General features: G+C 72.0%; 14 protein-coding genes. 5 read left to right on the top strand and 9 right to left on the bottom strand.

All coding sequences use genetic code 11. The annotated features are described in order from the left end of the window. Positions 1-102 precede the first annotated feature (102 nt). The gene (locus tag DT019_RS00380) at positions 103-1,122 is read right to left on the bottom strand and encodes an Lrp/AsnC family transcriptional regulator (protein ID WP_114035244.1); all 1,020 of its coding nucleotides are present in this window, start codon (positions 1,120-1,122) and stop codon (positions 103-105) included. Positions 1,123-1,270: 148 nt separating this feature from the next. On the opposite strand from DT019_RS00380, the gene DT019_RS00375 reads away from it, so the two are divergent. Beyond that, the gene (locus tag DT019_RS00375; protein WP_114034515.1) at positions 1,271-2,866 is read left to right on the top strand and encodes an MFS transporter; all 1,596 of its coding nucleotides are present in this window, start codon (positions 1,271-1,273) and stop codon (positions 2,864-2,866) included. 95 nt (positions 2,867-2,961) lie between these two features. On the opposite strand, the gene DT019_RS00370 is transcribed toward DT019_RS00375, so the two are convergent. Beyond that, positions 2,962-3,276 carry a hypothetical protein gene (locus DT019_RS00370; protein WP_114034514.1) on the bottom strand — a complete coding sequence of 105 codons (315 nt, stop codon included), beginning with the start codon at positions 3,274-3,276 and terminating at the stop codon, positions 2,962-2,964. A gap of 301 nt (positions 3,277-3,577) precedes the next feature. Here DT019_RS00370 and DT019_RS00365 point away from each other — a divergent pair, with 301 nt between their 5' ends. Together DT019_RS00365 and DT019_RS00360 are read left to right on the top strand one after the other, a co-directional pair. Further along, positions 3,578-3,937, top strand: coding sequence for a VOC family protein (locus tag DT019_RS00365; protein WP_114034513.1), 360 nt, complete (start codon positions 3,578-3,580; stop codon positions 3,935-3,937). A 187-nt stretch (positions 3,938-4,124) separates the two neighbouring features. Beyond that, positions 4,125-6,509 (top strand): ATP-binding cassette domain-containing protein, encoded by a 2,385-nt coding sequence (locus tag DT019_RS00360; protein ID WP_114034512.1) that lies wholly within the window; start codon positions 4,125-4,127, stop codon positions 6,507-6,509. Between the two features lie 105 nt (positions 6,510-6,614). On the opposite strand, the gene DT019_RS39280 is transcribed toward DT019_RS00360, so the two are convergent. Further along, positions 6,615-6,779, bottom strand: coding sequence for a hypothetical protein (locus DT019_RS39280; protein ID WP_189388987.1), 165 nt, complete (start codon positions 6,777-6,779; stop codon positions 6,615-6,617). 327 nt (positions 6,780-7,106) lie between these two features. Here DT019_RS39280 and DT019_RS00355 point away from each other — a divergent pair, with 327 nt between their 5' ends. Next, on the top strand, positions 7,107-8,342 hold the full coding sequence (locus DT019_RS00355; RefSeq protein ID WP_114034511.1) for a serine hydrolase domain-containing protein: 1,236 nt from the start codon (positions 7,107-7,109) through the stop codon (positions 8,340-8,342). Between the two features lie 35 nt (positions 8,343-8,377). On the opposite strand, the gene DT019_RS00350 is transcribed toward DT019_RS00355, so the two are convergent. The 3 genes from DT019_RS00350 to DT019_RS00340 form a co-directional block, all read right to left on the bottom strand. Beyond that, the gene (locus DT019_RS00350) at positions 8,378-9,340 is read right to left on the bottom strand and encodes an SMP-30/gluconolactonase/LRE family protein (protein ID WP_114034510.1); all 963 of its coding nucleotides are present in this window, start codon (positions 9,338-9,340) and stop codon (positions 8,378-8,380) included. Positions 9,341-9,519: 179 nt separating this feature from the next. Then, positions 9,520-9,786 (bottom strand): GlsB/YeaQ/YmgE family stress response membrane protein, encoded by a 267-nt coding sequence (locus DT019_RS00345; protein WP_114034509.1) that lies wholly within the window; start codon positions 9,784-9,786, stop codon positions 9,520-9,522. Between the two features lie 210 nt (positions 9,787-9,996). After that, positions 9,997-10,827, bottom strand: coding sequence for a polysaccharide lyase family 7 protein (locus DT019_RS00340; RefSeq protein WP_114035243.1), 831 nt, complete (start codon positions 10,825-10,827; stop codon positions 9,997-9,999). Between the two features lie 86 nt (positions 10,828-10,913). On the opposite strand from DT019_RS00340, the gene DT019_RS00335 reads away from it, so the two are divergent. Beyond that, positions 10,914-11,618 carry a VanZ family protein gene (locus DT019_RS00335; protein WP_411292676.1) on the top strand — a complete coding sequence of 235 codons (705 nt, stop codon included), beginning with the start codon at positions 10,914-10,916 and terminating at the stop codon, positions 11,616-11,618. Positions 11,619-11,625: 7 nt separating this feature from the next. Here DT019_RS00335 and DT019_RS00330 read toward each other — a convergent pair whose 3' ends face one another. From DT019_RS00330 to DT019_RS00320, 3 genes are all read right to left on the bottom strand, one after another. After that, positions 11,626-11,943 (bottom strand): hypothetical protein, encoded by a 318-nt coding sequence (locus DT019_RS00330; protein WP_114034508.1) that lies wholly within the window; start codon positions 11,941-11,943, stop codon positions 11,626-11,628. Between the two features lie 139 nt (positions 11,944-12,082). Beyond that, positions 12,083-14,173, bottom strand: coding sequence for a SpoIIE family protein phosphatase (locus DT019_RS00325; RefSeq protein ID WP_114034507.1), 2,091 nt, complete (start codon positions 14,171-14,173; stop codon positions 12,083-12,085). A gap of 158 nt (positions 14,174-14,331) precedes the next feature. Further along, positions 14,332-14,712 carry a helix-turn-helix transcriptional regulator gene (locus tag DT019_RS00320; RefSeq protein WP_114034506.1) on the bottom strand — a complete coding sequence of 127 codons (381 nt, stop codon included), beginning with the start codon at positions 14,710-14,712 and terminating at the stop codon, positions 14,332-14,334. Positions 14,713-14,868 lie beyond the last annotated feature (156 nt).

The following is a 14,868-nucleotide window of genomic DNA, read 5'->3' as shown; positions in this document are numbered from 1 at the left end:
GGTTCTCGCGAACGCGCCGTTGGCCGGTTGCCGTGACGGTACGTCGGCGGTGCCGGGGCCGCCACCGGGCTTCCCGCGCACCCCCCGGGCCGGGTGCGCGGGCTATGTCCTGGGCGGCAGGTAGGGGCCGGGACCCTTGAGGGTGCGGTGGATGGGGACGGTCGCGGTGTGGCGCAGGCCCGGCAGCGCGGCCACGGACTCCGTCAGGTAGCGGTAGAAGAGCTGGGCGGTCGGGACGTCGATGCTGGCGTAGAGGTTGGCCGTGCCGGTCACCGCGGCGGCGAAGGACACCTGCGGGTGCGCGGCGATCGCCTCACCCGCCTCGGCCAGGCGGGACGGATCGATCTCCAGCCACAGGGCGGCCCGGAAGTTCCGCCGCAGTACGTCCGGGTGGTACTCGACGTCGAAGTAGAGGACCCCGGCCGTTCTGAGCTCCGTGATGCGTCGGCGCACCGTCGAGGGGGACAGGCCGGTCGCCGCCGCCAGCTCCCCCGGCGCCGCCCGGCCGTCCCGGGCCAGCAGGTCGAGCAGCTGCCGGTCGCCGTCGTCCAGGGCCACCGGAGGCGTGTCCGCCGTGGCCCGCTCGGGGATGACGGAAGGCGTGAGCGCCGCGACCTGTGCGGCTGTCAGCGGGCCGCTCTTGTTGATCGTGCTGAGGTCCTGGCCGAAGAAGATGTGCAGCAGGCAGTGCGCCGAGACGTCCACCACCTGGGGTGTGCGCGGCAGCTTGCGCAGCAGCAGCGACTCCTCGATCCCCGGGCCCCGGGTCCGTACCGAGCAGGAGATCTCGGTGCCCCCGGAGCTGAGGTTGACCCAGCTGGTGTCCGTGCGGCGGGCCATCGCCTCCCCGATGGAGGCCGCCGCGTCGGGTGTGCACCGTACGCGCACCACCCACGGGGAGTCGCCCAGACGCTGCGGATCGGTCAGGCCGAGGACCCGGAGCCTGCCCGTGGAGCGCAGGCGCGACCAGCGGCGGGCGGCCGTCTGGTCGGACACCCCGAGGACGTCGGCGATCTCCCGGAACGATGCCCGCCCGTTGATCTGCAGGGCGTGCGCGAGCGCCAGGTCCTCCTGCGCCAGCCGGTGATCCGCCGGGGCCAAGGTGTCGAGATACGTCTTCATGGTTCCCATGATGTCGGATCCGCGCAAAATCCCGGTGCTGGCTCAGGGAAAGCGCCTGCCGCGTCCAACACTCGCTTCAGGGGCCACGCCGCGGCCAAGCGCGCCTTCCGGCCCCTGACCCACGCTCGATCCGATCGGAGAATCTGACATGCGCAAGTGGTGGCCCCTGACGGCGGTCTGCCTGGGCGCCTTCATCCTGCTGGTGGACGTGACCATCGTGAACGTGGCACTGCCCAGCATGGCTGACGACCTCGACGCCTCTTTCACCTCGCTGCAATGGGTGATCGACGGGTACGCCCTGGCCCTCGCCGCCCTGCTCCTGGCCTCCGGCTCCCTGGCGGACCGGTTCGGCCACCGGCGCTGTTACGTCTACGGCCTGGCGCTGTTCGCGCTGGCCTCCCTCGTGTGCGGGCTGGCCCCCAGCGTGGGTGTGCTGATCGCCGCGCGCGTGGTGCAGGGCGTCGGCGGTGCCGCCATGTTCGCCACGGCCCCCGCCCTGCTGCTGACCTCGTACCAGGGCAGGGACCGGGGCACGGCCTTCGGTGTGTGGGGCGCTGCCAACGGGGCCGCCGCCGCGGCGGGTCCGCTGCTCGGCGGCCTGCTCACCGAGCACATCAGCTGGCCGACGATCTTCTGGGTCAATCTGCCCATCGCCGCCGTCGCCATCGCGATGACGCTGCGCGTGGTGCGCCCGGACCAGCTCCGCACCGCCCCCGGTCACGGCGCGCCGGCCCGCATAGATGTCCCCGGCGCGGCCGCCTTCACCCTCGCCGCGGGCGCCCTCACCTATGGGCTCATCCGCGGCGGCGAGGCGGGCTGGACCGGGGCCGAGACCCTGGCGACCTTCGCCGTCACCGCGCTGGCCCTGGTGGCGTTCGTCGTGATCGAGCACCGGACCGCGCGACGCGGCGGCGCTCCGATGCTGGACCTGACGCTGCTGCGCCGCCCCTCGTTCGCCGGTCTGATGAGCGGCGCCCTGCTGTTGCAGGGCAGCGCCTTCGGCTGCCTGGTGCTGGTCTCGCTGTGGCTCCAGTCCGTGCTGGGCCTCAGCCCCGTCGCCGCGGGTCTGGCGCTGACCCCGCTGGCCGCGGCCTCCTTCGTCGTGGCCGTGTTCGCCGGGCGCCACATCCAGCGGCTGGCCCCCCGCGTGCCGATCGGCGGAGGCCTGCTCCTGGTGGCGGCGGGCATGCTGCTGCTGCGCGTCGGGATGACGGCCGAGGCGGGGCGGGCGTCGCTGCTGTGGGGCCTCGTGGTCACCGGTGTCGGGGTCGGTCTGGCCACGCCGGTCCTGGTCTCCGCCGCCACCTCCACCGTGCCGCCCCAGCGGGCGGGCATGGCGGGCGGCGCGGTCAACACCTTCCGCCAGCTCGGCATGACGCTGGCCATCGCTGTCCTCGGCGCGGTCTTCACCAGCCGGACGGCCGAGGTGTTCGCCGCCTCCGGCGCGGTGCCGGACGCCGACAAGGGCGCGGCCGGGCTGGCCGCCGGGCAGGCGCAGCATCTCGTCGAAGCGGCGCCCGCGGCGCGGCACGACGCGGCTCAGCACCTCGTCCACCAGACCTTCGCCACCGGCCTCGATCGCGTCTTCCTGCTGTCGGCCTCGGCCGCGGCCCTGGGCGGCCTGATCGTCCTGGCGCTCGTACGCCCGCCGGGTCGCCCGGCTCAGCGGGCGGATGGCGGCGGCTCGAGGACGGCCACGCCGGAGCAGTCGCGCCGAGAGGACTCCGTGACGTCGGGGGTGTGACGCGGGCTCGCCGGGCGGGGCACGCAGGTGGCCCCGCCCGGCCTTGCGGCACACCTCGCAGCGGCGTGGCGTGCGCGGTCAACGGGGCGTGTTTGTCAGGGGGTTCGGGGTTCCACGAACACGATGACGGAGGCGACCTGCTCGCGCTTGGGATGGGTGTCCGCACCGCCGAGCCCGTAATGGGTCTCGACGCGGCGGACCACCAGGGGGTGGCCGGTGACCCACAGGGTGACGGACTGCCCAACGGCCGGGATGGGCAACGGGCCCTCGAACATGGCGAGTTCGACCGCCTCCGCCCCGTCCGTGGTGTGGACGAAGGTCATGATCTGGCGGGTGCGCGCGAAGTCCTGCTCGAAGTCGACCTTGTCGCGGGCGGCGAGGGTGGCGGTGATGGCGTCGGGAAGGCTCATGAAGCCATCATCGCGTGTCGCGGGACCGGGACGGATCACCACCCCGGGCGGACGCGGACAGCCGTCGTTGCGTCGCGGGCATCGGACCCGGTCCGACCCTGCCGGCCCGGGTCCTCGTACGTCGTCGGGGCGCGGCGGGGCAGGTCCTGACGAGGGGGTCCCCCAACCGGTCAGGATCGGAGAAGCGCGGCACCGGGGCCGAAGCTAGCGTGATCAGCACATCGGCCACCCGGGCTTCCGCCCGGCTTCGAGCGGGGCAGAGCGCGCCGGGCCGATGCGACCCACGACCCAAGGAGCGACCATGACCAACGGCTCTTCCACCCAGGGAATCAAGACCGTGCTGCACCCCGTGACCGACCTGGCTGCGGCCAAGGAGGTCTACACCGCGCTGCTCGGCGTCGCGCCGCAGACGGACGAGCCGTACTACGTCGGCTACGCGACGGAGGGCCAGCAGATCGGCCTGGTGCCGGGCGGAGCGGACCAGGGCATGACCGGACCCGTGGCCTACTGGCACGTGCCCGACATCGAGGCGAAGCTGGCCGAGGTCACCGCCGCGGGCGCCAAGGTCAAGGAGCCCGCGCACGACGTGGGCGGCGGCCGCCTGGTGGCCACCTTCACCGACCCCGACGGCAACGTGCTCGGCCTGCTCCAGGACCGGTGAGGCCCGGCTCCGCTCCGGCCGGAGGGGCACCGCTCCCCGGCCGGTCCCGCGGCACGCGCCGAACCGTTGCCGTCACGGTGCCGACGACGTAGAACCGTAGCTACTGCTCGCAGCCGGGCGGATCCAGCCGGGCGCCCCCGGCGGGAGCGCGATCACGGCCCCGCCCGAACGATGGAGAACGATCAGCATGGCCAAGAGGACGGGCCCGCAGCCGCCCGCAGCGCACGCCGCCGACCGTCACGACCTGATCCGTGTGCACGGCGCACGCGTGAACAATCTCAAGGACGTGAGCATCGAGATCCCCAAGCGCCGCCTGACGGTGTTCACGGGTGTCTCCGGCTCCGGCAAGAGCTCGCTGGTGTTCGACACCATCGCCGCCGAGTCGCAGCGGCTGATCAACGAGACGTACAGCGCCTTCGTGCAGGGTTTCATGCCGACGCTCGGGCGGCCCGAGGTCGACGTGCTCGACGGTCTGACCACCGCCATCACCGTCGACCAGCAGCGGATGGGCGGCGACCCGCGCTCCACGGTCGGCACCGCCACCGACGTCAACGCGATGCTGCGGATCCTGTTCAGCAGGCTCGGCAAGCCGCACATCGGCTCGCCCAAGGCGTTCTCCTTCAACGTCGCCTCGATCAGCGGGGCCGGCGCGGTCACCGTGCGGCGCGGCGGCCAGGAGGTGAAGGAGCGGCGCAGCTTCAGCATCACCGGCGGCATGTGCCCGCGCTGCGAGGGCCGCGGCGCGGTCAGCGACATCGACCTGACCCAGCTCTACGACGCCGGAAAGTCGCTGAACGAGGGCGCGTTCACCATCCCCGGCTACACCGGCGGCGGCTGGAACTCACGGCTCTACATCGAGTCCGGCTTCTTCGACCCGGACAAGCCGATCGCCAAGTTCACCAAGAAGGAGCTGCAAGACCTCCTGCACCGCGAGCCGACCCGGATGAAGATCGCGGGCATCAACATGACGTACGAGGGCCTGATCCCGCGCGTGACGAAGTCGATGCTGTCCAAGGACACCGAGTCGATGCAGCCGCACGTCCGGGCGTTCGTCGAGCGGGCGGTCACCTTCACCACCTGCCCGGAGTGCCAGGGCACCCGGCTGAACGAGGGCGCGCGCTCCTCGAAGATCAAGCGGAAGAACATCGCGGACCTGTGCGCGATGGAGATCAGGGACCTGGCCGAGTGGATCCGGGACCTGAAGGAACCCTCCGTGGCGCCGCTGCTCACGACGCTCCTGGAGACGCTCGACTCGTTCGTCGAGATCGGCCTCGGCTACCTCTCGCTCGACCGGCCCTCGGGCACGCTGTCCGGCGGCGAGGCGCAGCGCGTCAAGATGATCCGCCACCTCGGGTCCTCGCTCACCGATGTCACCTACGTCTTCGACGAGCCCACCATCGGGCTGCACCCGCACGACATCCAGCGGATGAACGACCTGCTGCTCCGGCTGCGGGACAAGGGCAACACGGTGCTCGTCGTGGAGCACAAGCCGGAGACGATCGCGATCGCGGACCATGTCGTCGACCTCGGCCCCAATGCCGGTACGGGCGGCGGCACCGTCTGCTTCGAGGGCACCGTCGAGCAGCTGCGCACCAGCGGCACCATCACGGGCCGCCACTTCGACGACCGGGCCGCCGTCAAGGACACCGTGCGCGAGCCCACCGGCACGCTGGAGATCCGGGGAGCGAAGGCGCACAACCTGAAGGACGTCGACGTCGACATCCCGCTCGGGGTGCTGACGGTCATCACCGGCGTGGCCGGCTCCGGCAAGAGCTCCCTCGTCCACGGATCGATCCCGGCGGGCGAGGGCGTGATCTCGGTCGACCAGGGGGCGATCCGCGGCTCGCGGCGCAGCAACCCGGCGACGTACACCGGACTGCTCGACCCGATCCGCAAGGCGTTCGCCAAGGCCAACGACGTGAAGCCCGCGCTGTTCAGCGCCAACTCCGAGGGCGCCTGCCCCACATGCAACGGTGCGGGCGTCGTCTACACCGACCTGGCGATGATGGCCGGGGTCGCCACGACCTGCGAGGAGTGCGACGGCAAGCGGTTCGAGGCGTCGGTACTCGACTACCACCTCGCGGGCCGCGACATCAGCGAGGTGCTCGCGATGTCGGTGACCGAGGCGGAGGAGTTCTTCGCCAAGGGCGACGCGGCGACACCGGCCGCCCATCGCATCCTGACCCGGCTCGCCGACGTGGGGCTCGGCTACCTCAGCCTCGGCCAGCCCCTGACCACCCTGTCCGGCGGCGAGCGGCAGCGGCTCAAGCTGGCCACGCACATGGCGGAGAAGGGCGGCGTCTACGTCCTTGACGAGCCGACGGCGGGCCTCCACCTCGCCGACGTCGAGCAACTGCTCGGCCTGCTCGACCGGCTCGTCGATTCCGGAAAGTCGGTCATCGTCGTCGAGCACCACCAGGCGGTCATGGCGCATGCCGACTGGATCATCGACCTGGGCCCGGGCGCCGGTCACGACGGCGGCCGGATCGTCTTCGAGGGCACCCCGGCCGAGCTGGTGGCCGCACGATCCACCCTCACGGGAGAGCATCTGGCGGCGTACGTGGGCCGCTGATCGCGCGCCGCTCCCCGCACGCGCCTCGCCCCGCCGCCGACGAGCAGGTCGGGTGCGGGGCGAAGGGCGTCAGGGGAGCCGGACTGCGATGGCAGGGCCGGGCGCCTACGCCGCCTTGTCGCGATGCCGCTCGATCACGAGGAAGGCGTCGCTGTCGAGATCCATCACGACCGTGGCCGCCCGTCCCCGCTTCCTGAGCTGTTCCGCCAACTCCTCGGCCGGCCATGACCCGCGCGGTCCACCGGCAGGAAAACGTCCTAGCACCGACATGGAAGCAACCTCCCCTTCGAACCGTGGCCTGTATCGTGCGCCTGCCCTCGTATCACAGGATCATGCGCGTCGAGGGAGGAGGGCAGTCGGGCAGAACCGTCAACCCGCCTTCCATGTCCAGTAGTTGACCCTCGACGAGGCCGCGCACCTTGCGGCGCCGCGGCGGATCGCCTCGGGTCCCGTGACGCGGGCCGAAACGCCGGGGGGCGAGGCAGCCGGGGGAGGAACCCGGCATACCTATACGATCGCGGCCGCACGGGATGTCCGGCAGTCGGCCGCCTTCCCGAGTCGCCGAGGACCAGCGGGTGAGAGAAGGGCTGCTCCACGATGAGAACCAGGCTCGCGCATTCGGTGACCACCGTCGCCGCCACGGTGGTGCTGCTGGTGGGGAGCGCGGTGAGCGCGTCCGGCGAGCAGCCGCGGACCGCTCCGGACACGGCCGGGGTGCGCGCCGCGCTCGGGCGGGTGCTGCGGGCCGGGGCGCCGGGCGCGTTCGCCGTGATCCGGGATCACCGGGACCCGGCACTCACCTGGTCGCAGCCCGTCGGCGAGGCCGACCTGAGCGGCATCCCCATGACGGTCGACGCGCGGTTCAGGGTCGGCAGCAACAGCAAGATGTTCACCTCGGTGCTCGTGATGCGCCTCGCGGAACAGGGCCTCCTCGACCTGGACCGGCCGCTGCGCGCCTACCTGCCGGGCGGGACGCTCCCGGAGCGCTGGCCGATCACCGCACGGGAGGTCCTGGAACACCGGGCGGGCGTGTACGACCACGTCAACGACCTCTTGGAGCAGGAGGGGGAGGAGACCACCACCGCCTTCGAGCAGCGCATCCGCAACCGCGTGTACGCCCCACGGGATCTGGTGGCCCTGTCGGTGCGGCACGGCTTGCAGTACACGCCGGGGACCTCCTACGCGTACTCCAACACGGGCTTCGTGCTGCTGGCCCTGGCCGCCGAACACGTCACCGGGCGCCCCTACGCCGAGCTGCTGCGCGAGCAGATCTTCGAGCCGCTCAAGCTGCGCCACACCTCGTTCCCCGTGCCTCGCCAGAGCATCGCGGGCCGTCACATCACCGGCTATCTGACCCCGGACGACCGCCACCGGCCGCTGCTCGATGCGACCGAGCAGACCGCGTCCTGGATCTGGAGCGCGGGAGGCATCGTCTCCTCGGCCCGAGATCTCGACCGCTTCCTGACCGCTCTGCTGGCCGGGAGTGCCGGAGGGCTGGTCTCCGACGAGTCGCTGCGGCAGATGACGGCAGCGCTCCCCACCGGCGCGAGGAGCATCGGCTACGGCCTTGGCGTGCGGCAGATCGCCCTCTCCTGCGGGAAGGTGTTCGGTCACGGCGGAATCGTCCAGGGATACCAGTCGCAGGCGTTCTCCACGCCGGGAGGGGAGCGCACGGTCGTCGTCTTCGCGAACGCGTCCAACAACGGGGCGATCACGGAAGGCCTGATGGAAGCGCTGGAACCGGCCTTCTGCGGCGCTGCTCCGGCACGCTCACGCGTCGCCCACCCGGGCGGTCACCCGGCGATCCCGGTCGTCGGGGACCCGCGCGTCTGAGCGCCGGGTGCGGACGCCTCCCGGTCCTGGCGCCGCTACCGGCCCGTGGGATCGCTTCCGGCGGGGACTTCGTAGATTGTGCCGTCCACGCCGGAGCGGTAGAGCCTGCCCGCCGAGAAGCCGCGTTCGCCATGTCCGTACGTGATCTGCGTCGAGAGGTACAGGCCCGACTGCACCGAGCACAGCGCGCCCTGTTCGGCCCGCCAGATCTGACCCGCGGCGTGGGTGGCGATCAGGGGGCGGCCCTGGCTGTCGAGCGTGAGCCCGTCGGGCAGGCCGAGGGTGTCGGCCGGGGCGGTGGGGATCCAGCGTCGCGGGTGGGTGGGGTCGCCGACGGGGATGCGGTAGAGCGCCGGGGCCACCGTGGTCTGGATGACGTACACCTCGTCGCCCTGGGGTGAGACGGCGATGCCGTTCGGCATCAGGACGTGGGCCCACGCGGGGTCGACCCGGCCGTCGGGTGTGACGCGGCCGATGTTCCGGCCGCCCACGGTGGTGGTGTACACGGTGCCGTCGGGTGCCAGGGCGACACCGTCGATGCCGCCGAGCCCCGAGGCGTAGGTGCTGACCTCGCCGGAGTCCGGGTCCACCAGGAGGAGCTTCGAGACCGGCAGGACGTCACCGGTGAGCGAGTGGGCGAGGTCGTTGCCGGTGCCGACGAGCAACCGGCCGTCGTCGCGGACGACGACGCCTCCGTTGGCACCGATGTCGCCCGTGAGGGCGACCGGGGCGCTGCCCGGTGCGTCGATGCGGTAGACGCGCCCCGTGAAGTAGGCGGTGACGAACATCCGCCCCTTCTTGTCGACGACGATCGACTCGGCCCAGTCGGGTATCCGCGCGACCTGGACCGGCGGCGCGGTGGCGGTGGCTGCGCAGGCGGCGGCCGCGTGGGCGGGGGCCGGTGCCATCAGGGCCGTGGCCGCGGCCAGCGCGACCGCGAGCAGGGCGCTCCCGCGGGCCCCTCGCGCCGTGGCACGGGGCGTGTTCGTCGTCCTCATCAATTCCCTTCCCGGCGCGGGCAGTTGGGCAGTACGTCGGCTACCGGATCTTCCGGTACGGCCGGGTACGCGTCAACAGGGCGCCGGGAGCGGGGGCCGGAACGAGTCGATGGCGACTCGGTAGGGCGAAGGGCGGGGGCGGCCCACAAGCCTGGGGGGCGGGCCGCCGCGCCCGGTCCTCAGCGGTTGCGGTTGCCGATGAGCAGGCGGTACAGGGCGAGCACGATGACCGAGCCGACGATCGCGGCGATCCACGTCGAGAGGTGGAAGAAGCCCTGGATGGAGTGGACGTGGAAGATGACCTTCCCGAGCCATCCGCCGAGGAGTCCTCCCACGATGCCGATGAGCATGGTGATGACACAGCCGCCCGGGTCCCGGCCCGGCATGAGGGCTTTGGCGATGGCGCCGGCGAGAAGGCCGATCAGGATCCAGGCGATGATGCTCATGGTGTGTTTCCGTCCCGGGGTCGGTGGGCCCGCGCCGTGGGTGGCGCGGTGCGGATGGTGGGTTGTTCCAGGTGGCCGAGGGGGCCTTGTCTGGAAGAGTGCCCAGGTCGGGAAGGGCTATGCCAGTCGCATCGGCCATTGGGGGGCCATGGGGAGCGCATGCGGAGCAGTCGCGCGGGCCGGACCTCGCCGCTCCGCAGGCGCGTCCGCTCAGCCGTGCGCGACCGTGAGCTTGTAGAAGGCCACGCGGGCGCCCTTGGTCGTGCTGCTGGAGGACGACTGGTTGTACGAGCCCGCCTTGAAGTACTGCCGGTAGCCGTCGAACGAGGACGGAATCGGATAGTGGGTCGTGCTTCCGTTGATCGTCAGGTCGAGGGTGTGACCGCCCGAGACGCCGATCGTGTAGCTCCACTTGGTGCCGAGGGGCACATGGCCCACGGGGTGACTCGTCTGGCCGCCCGAGGGGGAGTTCTCGGTGCCCACGACGATGTCGCCGTTGGCGCGGTAGTAGAGCTCCACCAGCGGTTTCGTGGACGAGCCGCCCGTGCCGAGGTGGATCTGGCCGACGCAGACGTGGTCGGTCACCGACACCACGCGCAGGGTCGCGTCGAGCCGGTGGGCGCCCGCGAGCGGCCAGTTCGCGGTGCTGCCGTCGCGGTTCATCTCGCGCAGTTCGGAACGGGCGTAGTTGGAGTTCGGCGTGGTGACGCCCTTCTCGGGGGCCCAGAACGTCATCGCGCCGTCGTGGGGGTCGCTGTAGAAGTACGTGTCCTGGAACCCGTTGGCCCCCTGGAGGCGGGACGAGGGGATGGTGGTCGGCGACCCGGGGGATCCCACGGGCTCCTGGAGTTCCCACACCGACAGGTCGAAGGTGCCTCCGGGTGCGGTGGTCGCCGCCGCGAGGGGGGCGAGGGTGACGCTGCTGTGCGCGTCAACCCCCTTGTCGTGCGCGGCGGTTGAGAGGGAGGGGGCTACGAGGGCGAGGCTCGCGACGGTGGCGGCTGTCGTCGCGAGGGGGAGGAGCACGGTGCGTATGCGCATCAGTGGGACCTTCTCGTGGGGGAGTCTCGACGGATGGGCGCGGAACCACTCCACACCGTTCAGGATGATGAACGATGTGCTGTGATATGAACGGGGAAACCGTAGGACCCTGGCGTGGGCGCGTCAAGGGAGGCGTGCGAGGGCAGCGGCCGGGTACTCGGGATGACATGGCATCAGGACCTCGGCTCCAACGGCGTACTTGGCAGGCGGCGGTGGCCCGGGCCATCGTGCTGATCGTGGGGTTCGTCTGCATGGTGGCCTTCGCGGTGCTCCTCGCCCGGGCCACGCTGGTCCCCTCACCGGCCTCCGTCCGGCTGACCCACACCAACCTTCACCCGGGCGCCTCGGTGCGCGCCTACTTCGCCCAGCCCGACTGGCGGGACACGGTGAAGCAGGTCGGCGGCAACATCGTCCTCGGCATGCCGTTCGGTGTGCTGCTGCCGGTGCTGTTTCCCAGAACGCGCGGCCTGGTGCGCGTGGTGCTCATGACGGCCTTCGTGATGCTCACCGTGGAGACGGCCCAGGGTCTGCTCGTCACCGGCCGCGCCTTCGACATCGACGACGTCATCCTCAACTCGCTCGGGGCGTTCACCGGTTACCTGCTCCTGGGCCGCAGGCTCGGCCGCGCCCTGCATCCCAGGCGCCACCACTGGTGGCAGCGCCGTCCTGTCGAGGACGCGGAGGAGCCCGTTCCCGTCAAGGCGGGGCCCCGGCTGCCCGCGATGCTGAGGGTGGCGCGCAAGCCCGGATCGGCGGAGGGCGGGCCGGATGCGGCGCCGCCCTCCCCCTGAGGCTCGTTCACTCCTTGGTGATGCCGGTGATGACCGCGTCGCCCAGCGGCGCCTCGTCCTCGGCATAGCCGGCGGTGCGCAGAGCGGCGGCGACCGTCCGGCGTGCCTCCTGCTCCGCCGTGCCGGTGTCGTCGGCCTCCACCTCCAGGCGGACGCTGAAGGCCGACGAGCCGCTGTAGAAGGTGAGCATCTCCAAGTGCTCGGCCTCGCCGAGGCGGGTTCCGCGCGGGTCGGCGGGGCGCAGAGCGCGTTCGAGGGTCTGGGTCCTCTCCTCGGTGCGTTCGGCGAGGAGGGTTCCGGGGATCGTCACGACGTAGGTGGTCATAGAGCTACGGGGTGCCCAAAGCGCTCCCTTCGTACACCCACCCGTGCAGCGAACGGGGTTAGTTGCCCGGTCGGCGAGGCGCCGCAGGAGGCGGCCGGGCCGGCACGCGGTGGTGTGGGACTGTCGGTGCGGGGCTCCTTCAGTCCGCAGCGGGCGGCGCCGCGGTGACCTCGGCGATGAGCAGGGCGACGTCGTCGTGGCCCTGGGGCGGGGGGAGTGCGGCCAGGAGACGGTCGCAGGTCGCCTCCAGGGGCAGGCGGTGGTGGGTCAGCGCGTCGAGCAGGGCGCGCAGCCGGTCGTCGATGGGCTGGTCGCGGGTCTCGACGAGGCCGTCGGTGTACAGGACCAGCCGGTCGCCGGGGGCGCAGTCGACCGTGGTGGCCCGGAAGGGGACCCCGCCGACGCCCAACGGCGCCCCGGTGGGGAGTTGGAGGAAGCGGGGGGCGCGGCCCGGACGGTCCCAGATGGGCGGCAGGTGGCCCGCGAGGGCGATGCGGCAGTGCGTGCGGTGGGGGTCGTACACGGCGTAGACGCACGTGGCGGTGGTCTCGTCGAGCTCGGAGGTGATGCGGTCGAGGTGGCGCAGCACATCGGCGGGGTCGAGGTCGAGGCCGGCCAGCGTCCGCGTGGCGGTGCGCAACTGGCCCATCGTCGCCGCGGCGTTGATGCCGTGGCCCATGACGTCGCCGACGACGAGGGCCGTCTTGTCACCGGCCACGGGGATCGCGTCGAACCAGTCGCCGCCGGCCTCCCCGATCGCGGCGGCGGGCTGGTAGCGATAGGCGACGTCGAGCCCGGTGGGCTGGGGCGGCTGGCGGGGCAGGAGGTGGCGCTGGAGGGAGAGGGCGGCGTTGCGCTGCTGCTGGAACCAGCGGGCGTTGTCGATGCAGACGGCGGCCCGGGTGGCGAGTTCGAGGGCCAGGACGGCGTCGTCGTGGGTGAAGGGCTGGGGGTTGCGGGCCCGCTTGAGGTCCAGGGCGCCCAGGACCTCACCGCGCGCGATCAGGGGGACCGCCAGGTAGGAGTGCAGGCCCGCGCGGGCGAGGAGGGCTTCGGCCTCCTCGTCGCGGGCGATGTTCGCCAGGTCGGCGGGGCCGACCCGGCTGACGAGGACGGGTCTGGCGCTCGTGACGCACCGCGTGACCAGGCGTTCCGCGTTGTACTTCGCGATGTTGCCCGGGGGGTCGGCCGCCCGCAGGGCGTCGGTGGGGTAGGCCGCCGCGACGGCGAGGGCACGGATGGCGACCGGCCCGGTCGCGGGCTCGTCCGTGGTGCTGCGGCCGTCGAGGACGGAGTCCAGGAGGTCGACGGCGGCGATGTCGGCGAGGTCGGTCACCACGAGGTCGGCCAGTTCGTGGGCGGTGCGGTTCAGGTCGAGCGTGGTGCCGATGCGCACCGAGGCCCGGGCGATGAGGTCGAGGCGCCTGCGGGCCTCGGCCGCCTCGTTCGCGGCGTGGTACTGCTCGCTGACGTCCACGATGGACGTCGCGACCCCCAGCACGCGGCCCGCCGGGTCCTCCAGGCGGTAGTACGACACGTTCCAGGCGTGCTCCGTCGGGTCGCCCGGGGTGCGGCCGATGGCCGTCTGGTCGAGCAGCGGCACGCCGGTCTCCAGGACCCGGCGCATCGCGGACTCGATGGGCGCGGTGTCCAGGAACGGCAGGGCGTCACGGACGGTGCGCCCCATGTGGTCGGCGGCGGGAACGCCGTTGATGCGGGCCAGGGCGGGATTCACCAGCACGTAGCGCAGCTCGGTGTCGAGCACGGCGAGACCGATGGGGGACTGCGACACCAGGCGCACCGACAGGGCCAGGTCCCGCTCCACGGCACGCAGCGTCGGCTCGTCGGTCGCGATGCCCAGCGCGTACAGGCCGCCGTGCTCGTCCTGGAGCCGCATGTTGCGGAACTCGACCAGCCGCGTGCGCCCGTCCTTGTGCCGGACCGGGAAGACGCCCGCCCAGGTTCCCCCGCCGCCCATCACCCGGGCGAACAGGTCGAGGACCAGCGGGCGGTCCTCCTCGGAGACCAGGAGCTTGGCGGCGGAGCGGCCGAGGGCCTCGTGGGCGGTCCAGCCGAACAGTTCCTGGGCCGGTGGGCTCCACAGAGCGATCCGCCCGGACTCGTCCAGGACTATGGCGGCGACGCCCAGCACGTCGAGCAGGCCGCCGGGCTCGGTCGCGGCGACCCGCTGGGGCCCGAGCCGCTCCTCGAATACCTCGGATGCGTTCATCGTCGGCCCTTCGTCAGCCTGACCGGTACCTCACTCCTGTCCCAGCGCCTTCACCATCTTCTCCCCGTCCGGCGCGATCGGCAGACCAGGGGGGAGGAAGAGAAGCGGGGCGCACAGTGAGTGACCCCCGGGTTCCGCGTGGTGCCCGGGGGTCCTGCTCAGCGGGATGGGCCGGTTTCCGCCTCGCGCGTGCGGGACGGGGCCGGGCGTTCCCGCGCGGGGGGCTCCTTGCCGCGCTGCTCGTCGTGCTGGGCCAGGACCGCGAGGAGGGTGGCCACGGTCAGGCCGGCCTCGGCGGGGTGCCGCAGGGGGATGCTCGGTTCGATGCGGTAGGTGTTCGAGCGCCCCTGGCGGGTGTGGGAGAGGTAGCCCGCCTCCTCCAGGTCGGAGATGATCCGCTGGACGGCGCGCTCGGTGAGTCTGCAGTGCGCGGCGATGTCGCGGATACGGGTGGAGGGATCGTCGGCGATGGCGGCCAGCACGCGGGCATGGTTGGTCAGAAACGTCCAACCCGCGTGTGGTTCAGGTACGGCACCCATGCCCTCAGGGTAGGACGCCCCATTCACGCAAACAATCGGGCGAAACGATTTTCATGTATTGCCAGACGCTATTGGCCGCGTGCGGGGGCTCGTGTCACCCTCTGTCGCCGTGGCGAGGCCATCACAGAGGTGCGGGTCACGCTCCATCCCGGCGGT

Source organism: Streptomyces sp. SDr-06 (assembly GCF_003324565.1).
Lineage (GTDB): Bacteria > Actinomycetota > Actinomycetes > Streptomycetales > Streptomycetaceae > Streptomyces.
The sequence above is the reverse complement of the archived record's forward strand: the minus strand, read 5'-3'. Positions and strand labels throughout refer to the sequence as shown.